16 protein-coding genes and 1 tRNA gene are annotated in these 25,933 nt (G+C 38.6%); 10 read left to right on the top strand and 7 right to left on the bottom strand.

Translation table 11 applies throughout. The features are described from left to right. Nucleotides 1–54: 54 nt before the first annotated feature. The 7 genes from MSC25_RS09025 to MSC25_RS08995 form a co-directional block, all read right to left on the bottom strand. Nucleotides 55–1,716: an HD family phosphohydrolase gene (locus tag MSC25_RS09025; RefSeq protein ID WP_126005727.1), complete on the bottom strand. Its 1,662-nt coding sequence runs from the start codon at nt 1,714–1,716 to the stop codon at nt 55–57. Then, nucleotides 1,688–3,835 carry an adenylate/guanylate cyclase domain-containing protein gene (locus MSC25_RS09020; RefSeq protein ID WP_248443216.1) on the bottom strand — a complete coding sequence of 716 codons (2,148 nt, stop codon included), beginning with the start codon at nt 3,833–3,835 and terminating at the stop codon, nt 1,688–1,690. Before MSC25_RS09020 ends, MSC25_RS09025 begins: the two co-directional genes overlap by 29 nt. Nucleotides 3,836–3,915: 80 nt before the next feature. Continuing rightward, nucleotides 3,916–4,764: an MBL fold metallo-hydrolase gene (locus MSC25_RS09015; RefSeq protein WP_248443215.1), complete on the bottom strand. Its 849-nt coding sequence runs from the start codon at nt 4,762–4,764 to the stop codon at nt 3,916–3,918. Between the two features lie 3 nt (nt 4,765–4,767). Beyond that, nucleotides 4,768–10,929 (bottom strand): Ig-like domain-containing protein, encoded by a 6,162-nt coding sequence (locus MSC25_RS09010; RefSeq protein ID WP_248443213.1) that lies wholly within the window; start codon nt 10,927–10,929, stop codon nt 4,768–4,770. 86 nt (nt 10,930–11,015) lie between these two features. Continuing rightward, nucleotides 11,016–12,146, bottom strand: coding sequence for a FecR family protein (locus tag MSC25_RS09005; RefSeq protein ID WP_138577039.1), 1,131 nt, complete (start codon nt 12,144–12,146; stop codon nt 11,016–11,018). 11 nt (nt 12,147–12,157) lie between these two features. After that, a complete protein-coding gene (locus MSC25_RS09000) occupies nt 12,158–13,486 on the bottom strand; it encodes a hypothetical protein (RefSeq protein ID WP_248443212.1) in 1,329 nt (442 codons plus the stop codon). A gap of 237 nt (nt 13,487–13,723) precedes the next feature. Then, a tRNA-His gene (locus tag MSC25_RS08995) sits at nt 13,724–13,799 on the bottom strand. A gap of 263 nt (nt 13,800–14,062) precedes the next feature. On the opposite strand from MSC25_RS08995, the gene MSC25_RS08990 reads away from it, so the two are divergent. The 10 genes from MSC25_RS08990 to MSC25_RS08945 all read left to right on the top strand — a co-directional run bounded on the left by MSC25_RS08990 (nt 14,063) and on the right by MSC25_RS08945 (nt 25,933). After that, complete coding sequence (locus MSC25_RS08990; protein ID WP_138577041.1) at nt 14,063–14,881, top strand: mechanosensitive ion channel domain-containing protein; 819 nt, start codon at nt 14,063–14,065, stop codon at nt 14,879–14,881. A gap of 27 nt (nt 14,882–14,908) precedes the next feature. Further along, a complete protein-coding gene (locus MSC25_RS08985; protein ID WP_004585785.1) occupies nt 14,909–15,691 on the top strand; it encodes a DUF481 domain-containing protein in 783 nt (260 codons plus the stop codon). A gap of 458 nt (nt 15,692–16,149) precedes the next feature. Beyond that, nucleotides 16,150–18,822 carry an SLBB domain-containing protein gene (locus MSC25_RS08980; protein ID WP_138577043.1) on the top strand — a complete coding sequence of 891 codons (2,673 nt, stop codon included), beginning with the start codon at nt 16,150–16,152 and terminating at the stop codon, nt 18,820–18,822. A 293-nt stretch (nt 18,823–19,115) separates the two neighbouring features. Beyond that, nucleotides 19,116–20,933, top strand: a complete 1,818-nt coding sequence (locus tag MSC25_RS08975) for a hypothetical protein (RefSeq protein ID WP_138577045.1) — start codon at nt 19,116–19,118, stop codon at nt 20,931–20,933. A 74-nt stretch (nt 20,934–21,007) separates the two neighbouring features. Beyond that, nucleotides 21,008–21,724 carry a thioredoxin domain-containing protein gene (locus MSC25_RS08970; protein WP_138577047.1) on the top strand — a complete coding sequence of 239 codons (717 nt, stop codon included), beginning with the start codon at nt 21,008–21,010 and terminating at the stop codon, nt 21,722–21,724. 97 nt (nt 21,725–21,821) lie between these two features. Next, nucleotides 21,822–22,226 carry a type II secretion system major pseudopilin GspG gene (gspG, locus tag MSC25_RS08965; protein WP_055016685.1) on the top strand — a complete coding sequence of 135 codons (405 nt, stop codon included), beginning with the start codon at nt 21,822–21,824 and terminating at the stop codon, nt 22,224–22,226. Beyond that, on the top strand, nt 22,201–23,874 hold the full coding sequence (locus MSC25_RS08960; RefSeq protein WP_248443211.1) for a type II/IV secretion system protein: 1,674 nt from the start codon (nt 22,201–22,203) through the stop codon (nt 23,872–23,874). Before gspG ends, MSC25_RS08960 begins: the two co-directional genes overlap by 26 nt. Beyond that, nucleotides 23,871–25,061, top strand: a complete 1,191-nt coding sequence (locus tag MSC25_RS08955) for a type II secretion system F family protein (RefSeq protein WP_138577049.1) — start codon at nt 23,871–23,873, stop codon at nt 25,059–25,061. Before MSC25_RS08960 ends, MSC25_RS08955 begins: the two co-directional genes overlap by 4 nt. After that, complete coding sequence (locus tag MSC25_RS08950; protein ID WP_138577051.1) at nt 25,048–25,536, top strand: prepilin-type N-terminal cleavage/methylation domain-containing protein; 489 nt, start codon at nt 25,048–25,050, stop codon at nt 25,534–25,536. The genes MSC25_RS08955 and MSC25_RS08950 overlap by 14 nt, the downstream gene beginning before the upstream one ends. Continuing rightward, on the top strand, nt 25,502–25,933 hold the full coding sequence (locus MSC25_RS08945; RefSeq protein ID WP_138577053.1) for a prepilin-type N-terminal cleavage/methylation domain-containing protein: 432 nt from the start codon (nt 25,502–25,504) through the stop codon (nt 25,931–25,933). Before MSC25_RS08950 ends, MSC25_RS08945 begins: the two co-directional genes overlap by 35 nt.

Raw genomic sequence — 25,933 nt, 5'->3', positions numbered from 1 at the left:
TGTAAATGCCACCGCAAGGTGGCATTTTTTATAGCTTGAGTAAGTTTAGCTGGCTTATTTTATAGGTGAATAGCCCGGTAGGGTGGTTAAATCAACAAAGTCTAATTGCTCTGCAATTGCGTACTCATTTATGTAGTGCTTATACACTTCACTCTCTACAAATACCGCGAATATATCGGCGTCTAAATGGTTGTTCTCTACCATTTTTCCTAAAATAGCTAAACACTCACTCACAGGCTTTGCTTTTTTATAAGGCCTATCTACTGCTGACAAGGCTTCAAAAATGTCTGCAATGGCCATTAGCCTTGCCGGAATCGACATTTGCTCTTTAGTTAATCCTTGCGGGTAGCCTGTACCATCTAGTTTTTCGTGGTGACCCAATGCATATTCAGACACATTACTTAAATGTTTAGGGAATGGCAGTGTGTCTAAAATATTTTTAGTCACATCCATATGGCGCTTCATAACGTCGCGCTCGCCGAGCGTTAGTGTGCCCCTGCGTATTTGTAAATTCTCTACTTCATCTGCGTTTAGTAACGGGGTATCTTTGCCGTTTATAGTTAAATGATAGTGAGATGCTATGCGGTCAATATTCGCAACATCTTCATCTGATAAAAACTCGCCACCCACATTAACTCTTTGCAAAAACGCGCGATCTAAAGAAAGTTGTTTTAATTCGGTATCGAGTAAGCGCTCAAATTGTAAAACCTCAATTGGCCTATTAAGCTTCATTGCTGAGATAATTTGTTTTTGATAGCTTATTTCTAAATCACGTTTAATAACTTCAAATTTAGCTTCAATGTGTTCAATACGATCAAAAATAGTTTCTAACTTGGTCGACTTTTCCATGATGTGATCGGGGGTCGCTATTTTGCCGCAATCATGAAGCCAGCCAGCTATATCTAGCTCATGGCGGTCTGCATCGCTCATTAAAAAGTTAGCCAAGGGACCACGGTCAATTTTATGCACAGCATCAGCAAGCATTAAAGTAAGCGCAGGAACTCGCTTACAGTGTCCGCCGGTATGAGGGGACTTTTCGTCGATGGCCATAGCAATGGTTTCTACAAATTTAGAAAATAACTCTTCCATTCCCTTAATAAGGGTAGAGTTTGTCAGTGATATAGCGCCTAATGATGCAAATGATCGTATCAATGTGACAAGTTCGTCACTATAAGTGATTATATTGTCGTGTTGATCTTTTACGTTGATCAGTTGGATCACACCAATAATATCATCGGTATGATCTTTTAGCGGAATCGTTAACATAGACTGAGTACGATACCCCGTACGCGCATCCATATTACGCGCAGCGCTCATATCAAAGGGTAGGGCCGCGTATACATCCGGAATGTTAATAATCTCACCAGAGTTAACCGCATGAGCGACAATAGCTGTTTCGTTTTCTTTGCCATCTATAAACAAATCTATATTAGGAAAGTCAACCGGCTTCCCTGAAGCTCCCCCTAAATAGAGGTCTAAAGATTTATTAATAACCGTTTCAAACTTTAGCTGCTTGTCATCTGTAATAGAGTAAATAGTCCCTGCGTCAGAGTTAGAAATAGACATAACAACTTGTAGAATTTCTTCAAGAAGTTTACTCGCATCCTTTTCTGTTGTTAGCCTAATACTAATATCAATAAAGTGATGAAGATTTGTTCTATCTTTAATGTACTCAGACATATTATTACTACTTTGTTTTGTGGATAAAGGCGCCATTCCAATCCTGTGCTAAAGTTTGCAAATCGGTATTTTTAATTCGGTTAATAAAAATGTGGTAAACGTGGTCAGTCAATAAGCTAGTTTCACTTAGCTCTTCAAATAACGATAGAGCCAGTTGCCAATTTTTATTATTGTAATGCTGCATAGCAGTGAACGACTTTTTAATTTCAAATAGCTGGCTTTCGCTTATATCAGCTATAAAGTTGACAGGCTCATATAGCTCAGTTGCATTTACTTTACCCACTACCTGTACTTTATCAATTAAGCGAAATGCAATATGTGGACAAGCAAGCATTGTCTCTTCTGTAACCAGAATAGCTACCCCGTAAAATTTGGTCAAGCTTTCTACTCTTGAGCCTAAATTAACTGCATCTCCAAGTACTGTATAGGCTTTTCTGTACACCGAGCCCATATCGCCAACATTCATTTCGCCAGTGCTTATACCCACACCGATGCTAATGGGAGGAAGCTGTTGCTCAGCAAATGCCTTATTAAGGCTTGTAAGGCCTGCTACCATGGCCATTGCTGCTTCAACACCGTGTTTTGCGTGGTCGCTATCTTCAAGTGGGGCATTCCAAAAGGCCATAATCATATCGCCTACGTATTTGTCTATAGTGCCGCTGTGATCAAAAATAACTTTTGTAGTCGCCGATAAGTACTGATTTAAATAATCACTTAATTGATTAGCGCTCATTCCTTCCGACAGCGCAGTAAAACTTCGTATATCAGCAAATAATACGGTCATATTTCGTTTTATACTTTGCTGAGTAAGCTGTTTACGTTGGCGAATTAACTGCTCAATATGATCAGGCGGTACATACTGATTAAACATCGATTTAATTTTTCGGCTGTGCTTCATTTCTGCTATAGAGCCAATAAAAACAAAGTAGGCTGCTAATAGGGAAATAAGTAACAGCGGCATAAATAGCGGCAGACTAATTTTTTGTACTGACCATAAATAAAAATTAAGCAATATAACTAGCCCAGCCACACTCACTGAAAGTGTGACAATAAAGCGGGCGCTTTTACGAAAGCTTAAAAACGATAAGCAACAGCCCACAAAGGTAATTATTAATAACGTTGCCCCTAAAGCCCATGTGGGTTGAGAAGGTAAAATTTCTGGATGGAGTAGCCCTTCAAAAATATTGGCATGCACTTCTACCCCTGGGTATTGTAAACCCACTGGTGTTGCTCTTAAATCAGCTAAACCAATTGCGGATGTACCAATAAATGCTACGCTGCCTTCTAATTGCTGCTCGGCAACTTTTTTGGTTAATACATCTGTGGCAGAGTAATATTGAAAACTTTTAGCACGGCCTTTGTACGGGATATAAATTTGGCCGTACTCATCTGTTTGAATCCAATGCTCATGAAATTTAACCCCTTCAAAAAAAGTCAGGTCGCCTTGGGCACTCGCGCGTGTTTCAACACTGTCCGCTAAGGTATATAAACGTGCTGCCTCAAGTGCTAAAGAAGGGTAGAGCTTATCACCGACTCTATTAACCAGTGCCGCTTTACGGATAAATCCGTCGTTTTCGCTGTGAGCATTTATAAATCCGTTGCCCGTAGCACTATTTTGCAGCATAGGTATATTAACAGTAGCGCCTAAAAACTGGGTTACTTGGGAGTTACTTTGCTCGCTCTTAGGCCATAGTACGCTTGTTTCTGGCAACGGGTTACGCTGTTTGTAGGTATCGTTGTTTAATAAAAAACCCAATACGGTATCGTTACTATTGAGTGCTTTAGCAAAGGTGGTATCAGCGTCTACCTGATGTTTAATATCATTTAACGCTACTTTGTATGCACTTAATAAATCAGGGGCTCTAGATTGAATTTGGTTAACAGGATTTGTTTCCGGTTCAGAAAAAAATATATCAAATGCAATAACTACAACACCGGCCTCTGTGAGTTTATTTACCAGGTCTGCCATTTTTGCCCGGCTCCACGGGAAACGCCCTTGCTCTTGCATCGTTTTTTCATCTATGTCGATAATAACAACGGTTTCGTCGAGCTGACGGGGAGTATCGGGTAAAGTTAGCAATAGCCTAGAGTCGTAAATAATACCTTCGACCCTATTGAGCAGCTTGGCTAATGCGCCACTAGAGAATAATTCCACAGCAGCTATAAGCAGCGTAATGGCTAAGCCTACAAATAGGTGGCGGTAAATTTTAGGAATATAAACGCGAGAAATAACTATTAATCCTTACTTGGCATAAACTCAAACGTTCGGCCTTCTCTGGCACATTCAATATTAATATGCTCGCCATAATTTGCCTGTAAATGTGTTTCTATTGCGAGTAGCTCGTCATCGGTTCTTGCTGGGTCGTGGCTTATAATCGCTAAATTTTTAATACACGCTTGCATTGCTAATTCAGCTACTTGCTTAAATGTACTATGCCCCCAACCATGCTTAAGTGGAAGCTCTTCGGTAGTAAACTGTGCATCATGAATTAATAAGTCAGCACCTTTAATAAACTCAGCCCACTGGGTAACTGTGGTTTTAACAACACCGGGTGGGGCCAATTCGTTATCTGTTATATAAGCAATTTTTTTGCCTTCAGCATGTACACAATACGCTGTACCACCGCCTGGGTGATTTAACGGCGCGGTAAATACGTTAAAACTATTTAGAGTAAAGTTTTTTTGAGTAGCAAGCTGAGTGTTTAATTTAATGTTTGCAGGTAAGTGTTGGTAGCTAACCGGAAAAAAAGAGCCAGACATTTGCATTAAAATCGCATTTTTAGTTTGCTCGTCTTCAACATCACCTACAACAATGGTTATATCGCGATCGGCTTGGTAAATAGGCTTAAAAAAAGGAAAACCTTGAATATGATCCCAGTGATTATGCGTTAATAAAATTGCAATGGGGGTCGTGTGCTCTATGAGCTTTTCACCTAACTGTGCAATGCCCGTACCTGAGTCGAGTATCAGGCTTTTGCCATTTGTTTGCTCAACATACACACATGAGGTGTTACCACCAAATTGGTGCGTATGTTCACCCGGAGATGGCATTGAGCCTCTTACGCCATAAAATTTAACTTTCATAATTTAGGGCTTAACTCCATCAGGGTAAAAGTTAAACTTAGATAAACTGACATTATTAGAGGCATTATCAAAGCATGTACTGCTAAGTACCACTTGGGTATCTGTTTGTAAAAGCATTGATGTAAACTGATGTGTGCCATCGCATTGATTAGCCTGATAATAACCAAGCGTATTTTCTCCAAATAAGGTGTCGATAGTGCCATTAGCTAATATGCGGGCAATCATCCCTTTAGAATCACTCATGCCTGATAAAATTATATTACCTGTAGTATCAATCGCCGCATCGGTAACTTTAGTATCAGAACTTAATGCTAATTGATATTGCCCCACACCACTAGTGGCAAAGCTTGTATCTTCGCTACCATCTGGTTGTAACTTGATGATCACCGCTTGGTTTGGCGTAGTGCCTTCATTAGCAACTAAATAGAGATTTGCCGCACTATCGGCGAGTATTTTTGCTGCTCTATTACTAATATCTGTCGAAGAGCGGCTATCTGTATAGCTAAATAGCGCGTTAGCATCATCGTCTATTTTCAACATTATTAATTGCGAGTCACTGCCAGATACTTGTTTGCCTGCAATATATATATCTTTATTTGCATCTATATAGAGTGTTTCAAAAAACTCATCTACGCTGCCGTAGTAAGCACCGCTTGTAGCAAAGCTATTTTCTAAATTACCATCGCTTTTTAACATCGTTGCAAACGACCTTTTTACGCTTAAAGCATTAGTCGAAGATCCTACAGCAACAATATAGCCGCTGCTATCTACTGCAACATCTGCAAAGTTAATATTGATATTTAATATATCTACAGTGGTATAAATACCTTCGGTGGCAAAGCTTTCATCTAGGTAACCGTCCTGGTCTATTTTTGCTATAAAGCCTTCTTCGTTTAAACCGTTTATGAGTGTACCCGCAATAATGATGCTGCCATCGCTAAGCTCTTTTAAAGTAATGTTTTTAAAGGCAACATTAATATTTAGGGCTTTACTACCATCAAGGCTAAAGCTGGTATCAATAATGCCTGCACTGGTATAGCGAGTGAGCACTAGCTTATTATTAGTATTAAGTTGTGCAATAGAGGCACTTAAAAACTTATTGGCTTGCACGCCGTTTTGTAGCTGCAATACATTCATCGATAAGTCGTCTGAGCTAACACTTAAGTCATTTATACTTGTATAGCCATTTATTGCAAAGTCGGTGTTTAAATTTGCATCACTCGTTATTGACGTTACAAAAGGCTCATTAGATGAATCGTTAAATTTGCCTGATAACCACAGAGTGTCATTTACATCAATAGTTGATGCATTAGCAGATTGATGACTGATAACGTTAGAGACGATGTTTATGCCTGCATTGCCGTAGCTGGTGTCAAGCGCGCCATCAGATATAGATACTCGCGCCGAAAATAGTTGCTCGTTTTGGGTATCACCAGAGGCTTCCACACCAGTAGTACCTGAGAGAATTAGTTGATTACTCATAGGGGCGTATTGCACACCCGTTATTTGTGCGCCGCCATTAGCAGAGCCCGAGTTTCCATCAATATTATAAATTGTAATTTCTTCTTCAATATCATCATCGTCAATATCGCCTAAGTGGTCGACTGAAATCAAAACTGCTTCTTTTTCACCTGATGGACGAGTAATATAACCTCCTAAATAAGCAGTAAAATTAATCGCGTCTATGCCACCAATAGCAAATAGCTCATCGTCCCCTTCTTCATCCGATAAATCTAATATAAGCGCTTCGCCAGAGTTAAAACTTCCTCGATTGTTGCCATCCGGAATAAGGTATCTGATAGTTGCATCTAAATCACCTTCTTCACCTATGGCGCTGCCCACTACAAGTAAATCAGAGTTACCAAAGTTTTTAATAGCGTGAGATTCATCATCCAGGTTCTGGCCACTTACATCCACTATACCTGGGCTGCCTGATTCATAAGCGAGGGACGATACATCAAATTTAAGAAATAAACTGTCTTTGTCTGAGCCACTTACCGAGTAGCCAACGCCTTGTATTTTATTATCGGTGAACTCAAGGTCGTTTATTACAGATTCACTAGCCAGTGTTGTACATTTAGTACCGCTGTTAGCGTCACCAGAGTTAGTACTTATAATGCCTGTAGCACTCATTTTTAATAAACATGCTTCAGTTTCTGAGCCATTAAAGCTTGAATAACCTATAAACAGCTCACCATTACCAGAGATGATAGCAGTGCCTTTTTCATCTTCACCTAGGTCAATTGTTATAAAGCCATTGCCATTAAATGCTGTGTTTACATTGCCGGCATTTGTATATGAAGCAACAATAATATCTGCGTCTGAGTTGTTATTGTATCCAACAAAATAAAGGTTAGTGTTAAGCTCAATACTGTCGTTAAATTCACCGTCAGAAAAAACACGCGTAAGGTCTATTTGCCCATTAATTGGCCGCCCAAATGTATCATCTTCCACTGGAATTAGCGGGTCGTTTTCGCGAATAATGTTTACAGTAACGGTTATTGTCGTGGTTTCATTTGGAGAACCATCATCAGTAATATTAATATCTATAGTATGTTGCGTAGCCGTTTCATAATTGAAAGGGCTTGTACCATTTGCGCTTAATTGTCCGCTAATGCTATCGATACTAAATAGCGTTGTTTCGCCGCCGCTTAGGCTAAAAGTGAGGGTGTTATTTTCAATATCAGACGCTGTTACAGTACCAATTGTTTCTCCATCTGTGGCATTTTCACCAATAGCAAAGGTTTGGTTTACTGCAGTTGGAGCATCGTTAATTGGTACAATTGTAATGGTTAAATTACCTTGCACCTCATCAGTACCATCACTTAATGTGTAGGTGATTGTTGCTGTGCTTTCGTTGTTTAAGGCGGGGGTATATTTAATCTCATTATTTTCAAGGCTCGCTGTACCAATATCCGCTGTAACAGCTGTTATAGCTAGGGTATCGGTTGCATCTGCATCGGTGTCGTTGCTTATAACGTCAATGGTTGTTTCGGGAGCATCTTCATCGATTGTTGCTGTATCAGGTTGCGCTACAGGCGCATCATTTACCGGGGTTACATTAATGGTTAGTGTTCCCGCAGCAGTGTCTGTACCATCGCTTAGGATATAATTTACGATTACTTGGCCATTAAAGTCGGCTTCTGGCGTGTAAACAACGTTAGCACCAGAGCTAGAAATAGCGCCAACATCAGCATTTACAGAAGTAATAGAAAGAGTATCGTTTTCTATATCAGTATCGTTGCTCAGCACATTTATATTTGTTGCTGCGGCATCTTCTAAAATAGTGGCAGTATCAGGGTTTGCTACAGGGACATCGTTCACAGGTGTAATTGTTACTGTAAGCGTACCTGTAGCACTTTGCGTACCGTCACTAATAGTGTAGGTAACGCGGGCAGTGCCATTATCGTTTGCTTCAGGTGTATATTGAATTTGATTATTAGCAATAGAGACATTACCAACATCACTTATTACTGAACTAATTGTTAAGTTATCGCCATCTAAATCAGTATCATTACTTAGTACATTTATTAAAGTTGCCTGTGCATCCTCAGCAATTGTAATATTATCGGAATTTGCCACGGGTGCATTGTTAGTCGGAGATATAGTTATTTGTAAATTGGCGCTGGCACTCGCTCCATTACCATCTGATACTATATAAGAGACAATGGCAACTCCATTACTGTGAGGGGGGGGGCTATACTGAATTTTATTATCAACAATGCTGGCTGAGCCAAATTCGGTGCCAACACTTGTTATAGTTAAATTATCACTGTCTATATCAGTATCGTTGGCAAGCACATCAACTAAAATTGGCGATGCATCTTCTTGCATTGCGGCACTATCAGCCACTGCAATGGGGGCATCGTTAACCGGTATAATAATGAGGGTGGCTATTGCGCTACTTTGAGCTGGCGTCCCATCTGCAATACCATCAGAAATCGTATAGTTTAGGGCTACTTCACCAAAGTAATTGGGCTCAGGTGTATACTCAATTCTATTGTTTACAATGCGTGCACTGCCGATTGTATTTGTAACATTAGTCAGGGTAAGTGTATCGCCGTTGGCATCGGTATCGTTTTCTAATACGTTTAGCGAAGTAGCTGGGCTGTCTTCTAATATCGTATATTCATCATCATTAGCTTCAGCAGGGGAGTTAGAGCCTGTTTTACTTAATACAACTTGTGCTTTGGATGTTAGCCCTTGTTCATTTGAAACTGAATAAGTAAAACTATCAACATCTAATGCATCTGAATCGGGTTGATAGGAAAATGACCCATCAACGTTAAGTGTCAAAGTACCGCTTTGTACGTTAACTACGGGAGTGGTGTTAACGGTGAGATTACCTGGCTCTATGTTTACATCGTTTTTAAGTAAGCCATTTTCAGCTGAAATAACCAGTGTTTGATTATACTGAAATTGGTATTCATCATTTTGAGCATTAGGGGTATCAGGCGTGCTATTTATTGTGAGTGTTACCGTTGCAGTGGCAGTGGCACCGAAAGTGTCGATCACTTGGTATTGAAATTCATCGATACCGTAGTAGTTAGCATCAGGAATATATGAAAAACTACCATCGGTAGCTAATTGCAATTGCCCATGGGCAGGTGAAACAATATAAGTATCATCAATGATGAAAGTATCATTATTAGGGTCTGTGTCGTTAGCAAGTAAACCCTGGCTAGCATCAACTACAAGTGTGGTATCTTCATCTACACTATAGCTATCGTTTGCAGCAGTAGGCGGGCTATTTTGATCCAGTGCATTAATTTTAACACTAGCAATAGCCTCAGCACCTTGAGCATCAAAAATACGGTACTGAAAACTATCAGTGCCTTGCATATTTGCACTACCTACATATTCAAAGCTGCCATCAGCAACAAGTGTGAGAGTACCCTTACTCGGTAGGCTAACAGGCGTTGTATCTAGAGTGAGTAGATCTTGGTCTATATCGCTGTCGTTATTTAATAAGCCGGGGGCGCCAACTAATAACGTTCCGTCAGCACTTATATTGTATGTGTTATTAAGGGCTATGGGGGCATCGTTTACAGCGTTAATCATTATTTCTACAATACCGGTATCTGTCATCCCAAGTTCATTAATTACTTGGTAACTAAATGCATCAATGCCGTTAAAGTTAGCTCGTGGCGTATAAGTAAAATCACCGCTTTCGCTGAGTGAAATACTGCCATGCTGAGGGGTAACTAAAGGGGTTGTGTTTATATATAGCTCCCCTTGGTACTCATCAGTGTCGTTAGTTAAAACGTTGCCTTGCAAGGCTTGATCTTCATTAACTAAAAATTGATCGTTTACCGCTTTTGGCGCAAAGTTTAGCTCTCCTCCTTGCGGTGCTACGTTAATTAACTCAGCAAAGCCACTTTCACCACTGCCATCTACACCAGTTATTAAAACTTGATAGCTTTTATCAGCTAATAGGTTGTCTACACTAAAGCTAGAGCCAGATACACTTAAAAACTGCTGGCCATTTTCTAGCGTATTTATATTGCTGGTGGTAATGCCAGCTTCGGTTGCTAAGTAAATATTGTAGCGGTTTAAGTTTTCGTTTTCTTGCCACGCTAAATTAATCGTTTGACCGTCTCGCTGTGCAGTTGTGCCTTCTATTTGGTAGGGTTGCCAATTAGCCGTCACTGCGTCTGCAAGTACCTGGTTGTTAAGGCTATCGGTGATCCATATCTCTAAACGCAGATCACCAGGATCAACGCCATAAAAGTAAGGGCTCAACCCTATAACCGACTGCTCAAAATCTGTTCCACATGCTTGTGTGCAAAGTGCTAGGCTTTTATTTACACTCGGCAGTACTAAATTTACTGCGCTAATGCCATCGGGATCAGATACGCTAAGTAAAAAAGTGATATTGCCTTGTATCACTTCATTAATTTGCGAAAGAGTTATTGTCGCTTGAGAGTTTGCAACTGTTGTGCCTACAACCCCTCTGCTAGAGGCCACAGCACCCGACACCTGTGTTTTAGTAACAACAGAGTCACCCGTTATACCTGTAAGGTTTATCGGTGTAGCAGAAGGGGAGGGTGTAACTTGTTCTACAGGTAGCTGTTCTGAGTCTTCTTGAGCTGTCTCATCGGAGCCTCCACACGCACTAAGCAAAAAAACCATTGAACCGAGCAAAAATAGGCTCTTTGCTGTCATTCTACATACTCCAATAAAAAGCTTTATATTCAAGTTACTTAACCTGAATACTAGTTAAGAAAATTATTACCCACAGTGCAGGTTACTTAAGGTTCTAATCTAAAGTCGCCACCGGCATTTACAGCAGGATTATTAATTTCACTAAGGCTAAAATCACCCGTGATGGTATCTATGTCATTTAAAAACACAGCATCAATTTGGCCAGTTGCTTTATTGTTGTTATGAGAAGCAAATGTAACGGCTAAATCTAGTTTGGTTAAATCAATTAAGCCGCTGTAAGCTGCGTACCAGTTGCCGCCAGCATCATTAAAGCTAATTTCACCATCGGGAACCGTGCCGTTATCAAAATCTACCGACATAGACATAGAAAAATCACTGACTGCTCCTAGGCTCGACGACACATCAAAGCTGGTTGCTTGGTAATTAAAAACACCTTGGCGCTGCGCGATTTGGTCAATTAAGGTTGCATCATTTACCGCTTGAAATTGCTGCTGAGCATAAACATCAGTTATTGATATATCGGCATCTGTCGTTTTTTCTGAAGTATTGTTTTGTACTATTGATTGCTGCTCTGTTGGTTGCTCAGCACTTGTGTCATCACTAATAGTCGCTATGGTTTGGGTAAAAACAGCAGGTGCCTGAGTTGTTTTAATCACGCGCCCTAATGAAGTAACCTGCGCAAAAGAAAAAGGCTCATTACTGCCAAGGGATACAACACTTTGATCTTCTAATGTTAAATCTATTGCGCCATCCCAAACAGCTACATACATATCACCATCTATAAGCTGTAGTTCAAAATGGGTACCGCGAATACCAATTGATCCAACCGGTGTTTTAACACTGTACGCGCCACCATTTTTTTTAATAACACCCGAAATAGAACGCAGCCCGCCTTTTATTAGCTCAATAGAGGCAGAGCCTTGCTGAGTCGTTGTATTAAATTCATAGTTAGCAATATTTAGCTCAGAGTTTTCTTTTAATGCAATTAAGCCGCCATCAGACATTGAAAATTGCGCTTTGCTTTTTTCGCCAGTCGTTATTTTATCAACGCCATATACCGTGTCGCGTCGCTTAAGTGTTCGTTGTTGGGCGGATTCGGCATCTGTAGCAAGTACAGCGCCCCGAGCTAAAATAGTTTTTCCTGCAACAGTTGTGCTCGCTTGAGAATAAAAACTCACACAAAGTAAGGTGGTTAATACCGGAATTAAATGTTTCATAAGTACCTTAATTAGAATGAGTAACTTGCGCTTATATTGGTATCAAAGCGATCGTATTCGAACAAAGAAATATCACTGGTTTTGTCTTGATAGTTCAATGCTAATTGCAACGCTAAACTTTTATTAACTAAGTAGCGTAACGAGCTAGAAAGTATCAATAGGTTATCGCTTCGCTCTTGAAGAAATAGCGGGTGCTCATCCTGATATTCAATCCATTGATACCCTGTTTGTGCAGAGACTTGCCATTGTTGGCTAAGTAATGCATTTATTTGGTAATAAATTCCGCTAATGCTTCTTGCATTAAACTCACCTTCGTCAATGTTAGCGCTTTCATTTTTAAAGTTTGCGCTAACGCTTTGGTACCATTTTTGAGACAGATAACTTGCACCTATATTAAGAGTGTAAAAGGAGTTATCTAGTTTCTCGTCAAATGTATTATTCATAAGGCCAATTGATAGCGCTCCAAATACACTTAACTGTTTATCAAACTGGTAACTAGCTCCACTTGTTAATGATGACTCGGTTCTGTATAGCTCGCCATCTAACAGTAAAGGCGTAATACCAGCTTGCAAATACCACAGGGTGTTATCATTTAACTTTTGTTGGTACCGACCTGATATATTGGTATTAATACGGTCGTATTCAGATAGCTCATTAAATTTATACCAATCGGTATTTACACCTAAAGCAAAAGAGCTTCGCTGGTCAATGGGGTGAAAGTACCGCCCTTTATAATTTAGCTTTATATAATTATCGTCGGTGCTTTTACTTTCTGGTGATAGTAAAAACTCACCCAAATTAGGGATTAAAATTGTATCCTCAGAGGTGCCTGCATTAACGTTACCATCTACACCATATGCAAGTTCAATGCTCTGATCATATGTACGCTCTGTTAAGCGCTGCTTGTGCTGTGATGTTGATAATAAAGAACGAGCCGATTTTTTTACACGCTTTGGTGAAGTATCAGTATTAATTAATACATTCGCTTGAGCGTTAGCTGCAGGTAAATTATTGGCTGCAATATAAGATTTTACTAAATATAAACGTGCCTCATACCACTGTGGTTTTGCTTCTATTACTCGCTCAAAAGCAAATACCGCCGGAGCAGAAAGACCAGAATTTAGTGCTGAAACCCCAAGCAAGTAGTCAAAATCAGGTTCGCCCAAATATTTATAGTGTTTTTGACTGCTTTTGTATGCTTCATCAAATTGCTTTTGCGAAATTAAATATTGCAGTTCACCAAGTAGCTTTACATAGGAAATATTATTTTGGGCTTTTGCATTCAAACTAGCAAAAGAAAGGTAACCAAGTAATAAAATAAAAATAGCGTGTTTGATCATGCTCGTCAGAATATCCCAAGAAGAAGTGGTGGTTTGCTAATACTAAATGCTATTAAACGTTAATAAGGTAGCACTTTCTGTTTATATGTAAAGTATATTGGTGCATTATTGTGCGATTGTAAACAGCAAACTAATTTAGTATCTGTTCAAGTAAGGTATTAGGTTAAAGTAGATTAGATGAGTAAATTTAAATTGAAAAAACTAAAGGGAGATAAAGCAGGAACAAAAGGAAAAGAATGGGGCGATTGACGGGGCTTGAACCCGCGACAACCGGAATCACAATCCGGGGCTCTACCAACTGAGCTACAACCGCCACTACACACCTCGTTTGGTGTGGCGCGCATAATACATAATATTATAAATGTTGTGAAGCCTAAAATTAAAAAAAATCAAAAAAAATAAATATTTCATAAAATTGCCTACTATCAGTAAAGGTTCATAAAGAGTGTGTAGCGTAATAGCGCTGACAATAAAAACTATTTTGTAGTGATAATTTACTATTTGATGAGAATAAAATGTAAATTAATGTATACTCACTTGCGAGAAATTGCTTAATAAAAACTATTTGGAGTTACTATGGATTCAATACTTACTTGGCTAAACGAAAACTCAGGCCTAATTTTACACTACGGTATTCAAGCAGTTATTGCGCTTGTTATCTTTTTACTTGGTAGCCGTATTGCCAAGTTTTGTGCAGGTTTAACAGAAAAAGCATTCGATAAAAAGAAAGTTGATAAAGCTGTAGGCTCATTTGTATCGAGTATAGTTTATGCTATCGTATTTGCTGCCACTATTTTAATGGCACTTTCGCAAATCGGTATAGAAACAACCTCGTTTATTGCTATTTTAGGTGCGGCTGGCCTAGCTGTTGGTTTAGCACTGCAAGGTTCGCTGTCTAACTTTGCATCTGGCGTACTTATTATATTACTTCGTCCATTTAAATCAGGTGAGTTTGTTGAAGCTGGCGGTAAAATGGGCACAGTTAAAAAAATTGAAATATTCTCTACAGAGCTTCGCACCCCAGATAACAAAGTAATTATCGTACCAAATTCACAAATTATGTCGGGTGCTATTACTAACTTCTCGCGTGAGTCTACTCGCCGTATCGATTTAGTAATTGGTGTAAGTTACGAAGCCGACTTACGAAAAACAAAAGAAGTATTACAGTCAGTACTTGACGCAGAGACTCGTTTACTTAAAGATCCAGCATATACTGTTGCAGTTTCTGAACTTGCAGACTCAAGCGTAAACTTTATTGTCCGTCCTTGGGTAAACTCAGGTGATTACTGGCCGACTTACTGGTCATTATTAGAGAACATAAAAATTGCATTAGATGATGCAGATATTGCAATTCCATATCCGCAAATGGATGTACATTTACACAAGCAAGACTAATTCAAAGTACTAAATAGGTTATTTTTAATGAAATTAAAGCTTTTAACACTTTTAGTTGCAGCCTCTGCTGCAACTAACGCATTCGCTGAAGACGCAGAGAAAAAAACGTGGGAAGTAACAAGTGAGCTTGGTGCTATCGTCACGAGCGGTAACACTGAAACTACAACGTTAAAAGGCGGTTTAAAGGTATTACACCACCTAGAAAACTGGAATAACGAGTACAAAATCGACGGCATCTATAAAGAAGATGAAGTAGAAGATGACAACGGCGATAAAGACAAACAGCGCACCAACGAAAAGTACTCTGCATCTGCGCAAGGTAATTACAAATTAAATGAAAAGAATTCTCATTTATTCATTTATGGTTCACACGTTTCAGACTACTTTGGCGCGTATAGAACTGAATCTGTAATTTCTGCGGGTTACGGCTTACGTTTAATTGACCAACCAGATATGTGGTTAAATGCAGAGTTTGGTCCGGGTTACAAATTTTTTGAATACTCAGACGACAGCACGCAAGTTGATGACGACGGTAACCTACTTGCAGGCGAAAGCGACAGTGAAATAATTGCTTTAGGTAAACTTGATTACAACTGGCAGATTTCAGACAGTGCACGTTTTACTCAACTTGTATCAGTTGAGTACGGTGACTCAAACACCAAAACGCGTTCAGAAACTGCATTGCTAGCAAAAATAAATGGCTCGCTGCAAATGAAAGTCGCTTTTAATGTTACCAACAACTCAGATGTTGCTGATGACGAAGAAAGCACAGATACAGAGACGTCATTAACGTTAGTGTATAGTTTTTAACCAAATAAACATATTTAATGACAGTTAGCTGACAAAAGGGACGAAAGTCCCTTTTTTATTTGAAACTATTAATGTAGTTAGAGCAGAACAGTTATAGATTAAATTACGCTTTGTTGCAAGTGGGTGTGGACATGGGGCAAGAAAGTGTTACTTGTACATATGTAAACTATTAAAGTAATAGAAGTGAGTTAGCGAACAAACTAAGCGTAAAATGACTATTTCGATTGAATTCGCACAAGTGACTAAATGGAAATCCAAAAATAAGCCCCCTATCACTCCACGTTTTCACTTGCACACAAACTTATTTACTGGTTGAAAGCTAAATAAAGTTAAACAATATTGATACCCAATATGGTTAATATTAATAGCTAGCTTCTTAGTCCACTGCGCTTCTATTTAAAAGCAAATAATGTATTATAGCTGAAATTTTCGGTCGTCGATTAGGGATATATACACTCGTGAAAGCTTTGAAATATTACGTAAGTTTTTTATTTTTAGTTTTTAGCGTTAATTTATTAGCGTTTACACCAACAGCAGCTCAGCTTGAACAGTTTAAAAATTTACCACGTGCTCAGCAAGAGGCTTTAGCTAAGCAGTACGGTGTAGATATTTCAGCTATTACAGGTGATGGGCAAACCTCGAAAGCAAGTAACTCACCTCAACCAATATCTATTGGAGAACGTTTTGACGAGAAAGAGAAAACCTTAACCGATGAAGAGCGGTTTAAGCCTAAAGTCGAGGAACTGAAACCGTTTGGATATGAACTTTTTGCTGGTGAACCAACTACTTTTATGCCAAGTGAAAATGCTTCAATCCCAGATAGTTATACTATTGGCACTGGCGATGAACTAAAAATTAGCTTTTATGGGAAAGAGAGTAACAGCTTTGATGTAACTGTCGACAGAGAAGGACGCATTAGCATACCTAATCTCAGTCCTGTAGAAGTCGCAGGCCTTACTTTCGCTGAAGTAAAAGAATTAATTAAATTAAAGGTAGACCAAGAGGTTATTGGAGTTAAGGCATTTGTATCATTAGGGCAGCTACGCAGCATGCGTATCCTTGTTTTAGGTGAAGCTTATAAACCCGGTAGTTATAGTGTTTCATCATTAACTACAGTGTCGCATGCTTTGTTCGTTAGTGGTGGGGTATCAGATATAGCTTCACTTCGCAATATACAAGTAAAGCGCTCTGGTCAGGTTATTACTAACTTCGATCTCTATGATTTACTCATCGAAGGCGACAGTAGTAACGATATAGTATTAAAATCAGGCGATGTTGTCTTTGTTCCTCCCGTAGGAAAACAAGTAACTGTTGAGGGGTTAGTAAAGCGCCCAGCAATATTTGAGCTAAAAGCGGGCGAAACAGCAAAGCAATTACTCGCTATGGCAGGTGGGCTTAAACCAGGAGCATATGCTAAAAATGCAGTTGTAGAGCGCTTTAACGCTGAACGAAAAGAAATTCTTTCTATTGATTTTACAAAATCTCAAGTTAACTATACCCCTCAAGATGGCGATCGTTTACGTTTTAATTCAATAAGTGAACAATATTTAAACTCTATTAGTTTAATTGGTGCTGTGGCACGCCCTGGGAGTTATGAATGGCAACCAGGCAAGCGAATTTCTGATGTTTTAAAGTCTGTACGTGGCGACCTACTTCCACAAGCTGATCTAAGCTATGGCCTGGTTATTCGTGAAATAAATATTAATGGTGACATAGAAATTCATCAATTTGATGTAGCGCAAGCAATAGTCAAAAATAAGAAAAACGACTTAAAGCTGCAAGCAAACGATAAAGTTATTATCTTTAGCCGATTCGAAGAGAAAGAAGTTGAGCAAGTGGCATTAGCTAATATGGCTTTAAGTGAAAAGCAGCGCATTCAGCAACTTAAAACTCAGCAATGGCAAAAATTTCAACAAAAAGAATTTGAAAAGTACATCGGTATAAACGAAAAGGAACAAGAGTTAATAACTGATAATGATCAAATATTAACAATAGCAGAATATACTGAGCGTAAAAAAGAGGAAGAGCAAAGCTTAAAACCTGAAGATTACGCAACATTTAGTCGTTTTAATCTTTTAGAACCAATTATTGCAAAGCTACGAAAGCAAGCCTCTTTTAGCCAAAACATGCAGTTAGTTGAAATCTCAGGGCATGTAACCTACCCAGGAATTTACCCGTTGTCAGTAGGTGGAAAAGTGAGCGACTTAATTGCTGCTGCAGGAGGTTTGTTAGAGTCGGCTTACGTAAAGCAAGCAGAAATTACACGTATAGCGGGATCAGATATCTCTGAGGTTGAACACATACAATTTGACTTGCAAAGTGTCGTTAGTGGCGATAATCGCGACAATGTAACGCTAAAAAGTAAGGATAGTTTAAATATATTCCCTATTCCAAATTGGCAAGAAAATGTAAAAGTTGAGTTAAAAGGGGAGGTTAAATTTCCTGGGGAATATACCATAAGACGAGGCGAGACTTTAAATGACTTACTAAAAAGAGCGGGTGGCTTTTCACAATTTGCTGAGCAAAGTGCCGCTGTTTTCACTCGTAAGTCTATAAAAAAGCAGGAGCAAGAGCAATTAGCTCGTTTATCTACAGAGTTACGTCGCGATATAGCCTCAAAGAGCTTCCAAAGTTCTATAACCAGCAATTCTTTATCGTACGACGAAATGAATAATCTACTTGATGATTTAGCCAATGTTAAAGCGATAGGGCGCTTAGTCATTAATTTACCATTAATAGTACAAAATAAACAAAAGCTAGTTTTACAAGATGGAGACATGTTGTTTGTCCCTAGTAAGCGTGATTCTATAAGTGTAATAGGGGAAGTTAACTACTCAACATCGCACTTGTATGAAAGAGGCGTATCAATTGAAGATTACATAAATAAAAGTGGTGGCCTAAAATCCAGAGCAGCGGATGATCGTATTTATATAATAAAAGCCAATGGCTCAGTTAAAGTGCCTAACAAAAGTAGCTGGTTTGCAGCGAATGAAGCAACGATGCTAGAGCCTGGTGATACTATAGTAGTGCCATTAAATGCAGAGCATATGGATAAACTAACTCTGTGGAGTAAAGCGACTCAAGTTTTATATCAATTAGGTGTCGCAGTTGCTGCTTTAAGTGCGCTTTAATTAGGGACAAATGTTCATAAAAAGTTACGAATAAAATAGTAATTAAAAGTCTTAACATTCAAAAGGTTGAACATTATTCAACCTTTTTTTTATGCTTTGCAACACATTTTTATTAATAAACCCTTGAATTTAGTAACCTAAGTTATCATAATTACCACACCTCGAACTGATACTTCTTTTTGAGGAGTATCGGATGAGTTTAAGAATATTTATGTTAACTAGCTTTAGTTAGCAAAAACAGTTTTAAAACTAACGTGCTAATACAGGCACATTTAAAGGTCAAGGAGATAAAAATGAAGCGTTTTACTAAACTCGCTCTAATCCCTGCAGCAGTAACAGCTGTGTTAGCAGGTAATGCATATGCTGGTACGGAAGCATGTTTTGAAATTTACAAAACTGGTGATAATGCTGGCGTTTCAGCGTTTGATCAAAAGTATACTGGCGCAGCTTGTGAAATTACACGTTCTGGTGCTGGTGAAACTACTTTAGCACCTATCGATGAAACAAAAATTGCATACGAGCTAACTGGTAACTTACCAATCGATTTTGATGATATCGATGGCGATGATATTACAGTAAATGATGCAGGTCGCGACCAGCAAATCGTTTACATTCCAACTACTGATATCCCAGGTGGTACTAAGCTTAAGTTTAAATTAACGGGTGCTGTGTTCGACGGTAACGCAAACCAAATCCACCTAGTTAAGCACACTGATGAAGACGGTGCTGCTCGAATAGAAGCTGTAGCTTCTTCAGATGGTCAAGTTGATGGTGAGTCTGAAATTACTTTCATCACTAAAGCTGGTATTACTATCGGTGCGGGTACGCGTTTAGCGTTCTCTCGTGTTTCTACTGGTGAAGACGATGGTACTTTAGGAAGCGAAGTAGATCCTGTAGGTATCCTAATTGCTAATGATGAGTGTACAACTGCTGATGTTTCGGCATCTGTAAGCTTGAAAGCGCTTGAAGCTGTTACAGATGGTGGTAATGGTTACAGCATTCTTGGTGCAATTTCTCCAAACACTAAAATTGCAGACATTTCTGCGCAGTTTTACGCTTTCCAAGACGTTGTGACAGCTGAAGCTGATGTAAATGCAGAAAGCACTAACTCATTAGGTCAAGCTATTACAGCGCGTACTGAATTCGTGTTTGATCCAACAGCTGCAAATCAATTAGTAGCTCGTCAGACTCAAGTTGTTTACAAATCAGCTTTCTACGATCGTGAAGCACTTTTAGACCGTAGTATTGATCTTCAGGTTGATGATTACTTAGAAACCTCATTCGTTGCTTCAGGTGCTCCTGGCGCATCTGTACGTATGGGCGCTTTCAATGCACGTTTAGACGCTGATAATGTTCCAAAAGATCAGTTTGAGCTTGATAACGGCGCTGTATGGGGTACCTTTGGTTTAACTAAAGCTGCTGCTCGCGTATACGACACTCAAGCTATAGATGTGTTTACTCCAGCATGGGATAACGGTACAGCTGAAGCTAACCCTCGCCCTGTTACTGATGAAACGCTTTATGGTGCAGCATATAACGAAGTTTTCTACGCAGTTTCAAATCTTCAAGCTGACGGCGTAATGAACTTTAACTATGCTGTTGATACTAACTACACACTAGACTTTGACGATGCTAACTACATTGACCACTGTGAGATGACTGTTCGTTCACACGAAATCGGTGTTAACGGTGCAGTACTTAAAGTACCATACGCTGTAAACGGCGAAGGTAACTTTGTACGTGTAACAAACGAGCATGACGAAGCAGCAGAAGTAACTGTAGACGTATTTGGTGAGTCAGCTGACGGTACTACTAACAACCGTAAAGTAACAGCTGTTAAACTTGGTACTGTTGCTGCTCAGTCTTCAGTAGTTTACTTTGTTCCAGACCTAATCGAAGAAGCTGTTGAACAAGCAGGTTACACAGGCGCTGACGGCGGTTACGCTGCAGGTGACTTAGGTGCTAACGCTGCTGCTGGTACTAAGCGTCATTCACTTACTTTCACTGTAACAGCACCACGTGACACAGTTCACGGTGTATCTGTACAACGTGTAGTGGGTGGTTCTGACCGTGTAATGCCAGTACTTGACCGCAATGTATGGAGCCAGTAATAATTAATTAATTTAGTTATTTACTGATAAACCCTCGCTTAAGCGGGGGTTTTTTTTAATCAAAAGGAATATTAATGAAAAAGCTATTATTACTTTGTTTTGTTGTTATTTTATCAGGGTGTCAAAGCACACAAAACAATGAAAGTGAAGAGTTAAAAAAAGAGCTTGCGCAATTAAAGAAAGTGCAAAGACAAGTTGCTATTAAAGTAGGCTTAGGTGCGCTAGTTCGACCAGAAAAAATTGAATTATCTTCAGAAGCTATTTGGATTGGTAGTAAAGATGCTGAAGTAGTAATGATAGAGTTTACAGACTTACACTGTCCATATTGCAAAAAGTTTCAGCAAACAGTATGGCCAGAGTTAAAAGCTAAATATGTTGATACAAACAAATTAGCTGTTTCGGCACGTGAATTTCCGCTAGCAAGTTTACACCCTAAAGCACCCTACGCTGCAGTAACGTTGCGTTGTGCCAATGAACAGGATCAATACGAAAACGTAAAAGACCGTTTATTTGAACTTGGCAAGTCTATGGCTAAAGCCTCTTTAGATGAAATTGTAAAAGATTTTAACTTAGATCAAGAGCAGTTTGACGCTTGTTTGGCAAATACTGATGTTCATAATGTTGTTACCCGTTCGCTACAAGATGCTGCAGAACTGGGTCTATCTTCAACGCCAACCTTTATAATTGGTAAAAAAGAAGGTAATTACATTACTAATTACCAAATATTGACAGGTGCTGGAAGTTTAGAAAAGTTTGGTTCTGTAATAGATGAAGTAACAAAATCTAAATAGTGAATGTAGTTGCATTGCTTTTTAGCTGTGATAAATTTGGGGGCTAAATAAAAAGCCTCCTTTTTTATCTAAAAAACAAAACGTCATGGATTTGATTATGAAATACAAATTTAAAAGCTCCGGTTTTACACTCGTGGAACTGCTAATTGTTATGGTTATTTTAGGCCTTTTAGCTTCAATTGTTGCACCTCGCATGTTTAGTAAAGTGGATTCTGCCAGAGAAGGGACAGCGAAAGCGCAAATGCAAGTAATCGCGACTGCTCTTGACTCATATCGTCTTGATATTGGCTATTATCCCGACACCTTAAATGAGTTACTCCAAAGTACTAAAAGACAATGGGATGGACCATATTTCCCACAAAAAATACCACTAGATCCTTGGGGTAACGAATATAGCTATTCTGCCAGCTCAGAAGCTAATAGTGATATGTTTGTTTTAAAAAGCTTTGGGCGTGATGGCAAATTAGGTGGCGAGGGTGAAGACGCTGATGTGGAATACTAAAATAAAGGAATATGTAACCGCACACAATTTAATTGATGCAAATAGGCTGTCTCAAGCGCTTGAATACCAAAATGCAACATCAGAGAAGTTAGATGTTCTTTTATTAAATTCTGGTTGGATCGATGAAGATCAGCTAAGTACTATGTACGCTGATTTATTAAAGTGTGGTAGGTGGACTCAGCCACTGCAGCTAGATCAAGCAGATATAAAAGCGTTAGAGGCTGTCAATACAGACTTTCTACTCTCAGCACAGCTATTGCCACTAGAAATAAATAATAAAACGCTTAAGCTGGGGTTTGCTTCCCCACATAATATGGATGGCTTGGATTATCTAAGGTTTCTAGATTTTGAAATAGATTTTTTTGCTTTATCAAAAAAAGATTTTGAGCTGCTCAGCGAGCAATTTAAAGCGTTTTTCCAGCAGCAGCCCGATTTAATAGTTTCATCAGATAATGTAGCCGCACTTAAAGAGCTCGCGTTAGGGGCACCTACAGTTAATTTAGTGAATAGCCTTATAAATAAAGGTGTTAAGTTGGGTGCCTCTGATTTACATATAGAACCAGTGGACGGGCGATATCGTGCCCGTTATAGAATCGATGGCATTTTAAAAGAAGCTGATCCAATCCCACATAGTCTGCAGCTTGCCGTTATCTCTAGAATAAAAATCTTATCAGGTATGGATATAGCCGAAAAGCGCCGACCACAAGATGGCAAAATCGAAATGAAAGCAGGTTCTACAGACTTAGATATACGTTGCTCAACATTACCACTAGGGGTAGGTGAAAGTGTTGTAATGCGTTTTTTAATAAAAAATGCAGTAAAGTTTGACTTAGGTACTTTAGGTTACTCGGAAGATTTAATAGATTATATAAACCAAGATCTAAAGCGTACATCTGGTGTTATTTTAATGACAGGCCCTACAGGGTCAGGTAAAACAACTTCATTATATTCTTTTTTAAACCAGATAAATAAACCCGATATAAAAATTATCACCTTAGAGGATCCTATTGAGTACCAACTAGCCGGCGTAAACCAAGTGCAAGTAAATTCTGATATTGGATTTGATTTTTCTGCAGGTTTAAGAAGTATAGTACGCCAAGATCCTGATGTTATTATGGTTGGTGAAATCCGAGATAACGAAACAGCGAAAATTGCTTTGCAATCTGCATTAACAGGGCATTTAGTATTTAGTACTGTTCATACTAATGATGCGCCCTCAGCTTATACTCGTTTAATGGACTTAGGTATAGAAGAATACCTACTTAATGCGGGTTTAGTTTCAATCATGGCGCAGCGTCTTGCTAGGACTTTATGTAACCATTGTAAGAAACCGTTAGAGCAAGAAGAAAGCCAAGAACTTATTGCTAAATATACACTTAATAAGTTAGCTCCGTTACAAAACATTAAGTTACACCAAGCTGTAGGTTGCGATCATTGCGAGCATACTGGTTACTCGGGCCGTGTTGCTTTTTTAGAGTACCTTCCTTGTGATAGCGATATTAAAAAAATCCCTAAAGATGAAAAGCTTTTAGATCACCTTTATCAACTAATGGAAGACAAAAACCTGCGAAGCTTAAAGCAAGATGGTTTATTAAAAGCAATCCAAGGGACTACAACGGTTGAAGAAGTTATGAGGGTGGCAGGATGAGCCAACTATATAAGTATAAAGCTTACTCTCATAGCGGCGAAACTGTAAACGGAGAAATCTCTGCCGAAAATGAAAAAGAAGCGTTTTCTAAATTAAAACAAGATTACAAATTAGTTATTAAGGTAAATGCAACTTACCAAGCAAGGCAACGAAAAAGAATCACCTTAGCTGATCTGGAGCAATCGACAAATCAATTAGCAACGCTGCTTAAAAATGGACTTAAAATTGATAAAGCACTTTCTGTGCTTGTAAAGTCAAATCAAAAATCGGCAATCGGTTTGGTATGGTCCTCGGTACTTTCTGATATAAAACAAGGCGCTTTATTAAGCGATGCACTCGCAAAAAGGCCAGAGGCATTTTCTACTTTATTTGTAGAAATGGTTAAAATAGGAGAGAGTACAGGTAACTTGCCTCAAGTATTCAATAGGCTTAGCCAAAACCTTTTGTTTCAAAATGCGCTGCGCAATAAGGTAATTCAAGCAATAACATATCCCTTTTTTATACTTATAGTATGTATTACCGCTATTTGGGCTATTTTTAACTTTGTTATACCTAGCATGTCATCAATGTTTGATTCCGTCGATGATGTTCCTACTTACACGCAAGTACTTATTGACGCATCACAATGGATACAGAATTATCAGCTTCATTTACTAGTATGCATTTTAGCAGTGATATCGGGCCTTATTTTTGCCTTTCAAAATCATGAGTTTAAAATAAAAATGATACAGGCAACAGTAAACTTGCCTTTAATACGCACTATAATTAAGCAATCAGATCGAATACGCTTTGCCACATCATTGCAGTTGACATTAGAAAGTGGCGTAAGTTTATCTTCGGGGTTGCAGCTAGCCAGTGAAACCGTAATAAATCCTAAATTAAAGAAAAGCTTAAAAAATATTGTATTATCAGTATCTGCTGGCGGCGTATTAAGTGACGAGTTAGCTAAATTAACGTTATTTGATGATATTGGTATTTCGCTAATTTCCGTGGGTGAAGAAAGTGGCACGCTTACAAGCTCATTCACCGAAATAGCTCAACGCTCAAGATTAAGTTTTGAGCAATGGCTTGTTAAATTTACAGCTATGCTAGAACCATTACTGATTTTAGTAATGGGTGGAGTAGTAGGTTCTGTGGTTATCACCATGTTGCTTAGTATTGTATCGATAAACGATGTCTCATTCTAAATATAAAGGGTTTACATTAATAGAGCTCCTTATCGTATTGGTGCTGATTGGGTTAGCAACATCGTTTGTTCTACCAAATATGTGGAAACAATTTGATCAAGCTAAACTCTATAGCGAAAAAAAACAGCTCTATTCAATTATAACTTTTGCTAAAGAGTACAGTGTTTATAAGGGCGGTTCATTAAAGTTAGTTTTAAACGAAAATACATTAAGAGTTTACGAACAAAAAATACCGCAATCTGATGCAGGAATGAATGAAATCAAAGATGAAACGAAAAATCTTGATGATGAACAAAATTTACAAGATGAAAATAAAGACGCTGAGAATCTAGAGCGGTTAATTAAAAAAATTGAATTTAATAAATTAACATTACAAGATAAGTCTTTTATTTTTGATGCACAAAGCTACTTCAATAAAGTAGTAATAACGATTGGCATAAATGGAACTCAAAAGAGAGAAAAAATTGAGATATAGCAAGGGAATGACGCTTATAGAGGTATTAATTGCTTCTATTATCTTATTTATAGCTGTTAGCGCAATTAGTTTTGTATCTCGAGCGTCAATGCTACATGAGCAAAAGCTAAAAAATAATATATCTCGGGGTTTACTTGCCGAATATATAAAAGATTTTGTGAGTTACAAATATCAATATGAAAATATAACGCAAGGTAGTTATAAGATAGGCACTAATGAATATAAATGGCATGTAGAGGTGATTGAATCAAAGCCTGTAGTGCGTTTTATTTCCTCCGAAACGACACAGGATACTGACAAAAAAGAGGATAATTTAGAACTGTACGAAGTAACTGTTAGTCAGAAAAGCCAAGAAAAGACAATATTGAGATTTAAAGATGTATATTGGAAGCAATAA

Origin of the sequence: Pseudoalteromonas sp. 1CM17D (assembly GCF_023161805.1) — a bacterium.
GTDB lineage: Bacteria > Pseudomonadota > Gammaproteobacteria > Enterobacterales > Alteromonadaceae > Pseudoalteromonas > Pseudoalteromonas atlantica.
Note: the sequence above shows the minus strand (reverse complement) of the source record. Positions and strands in the feature narration are given on the sequence as shown.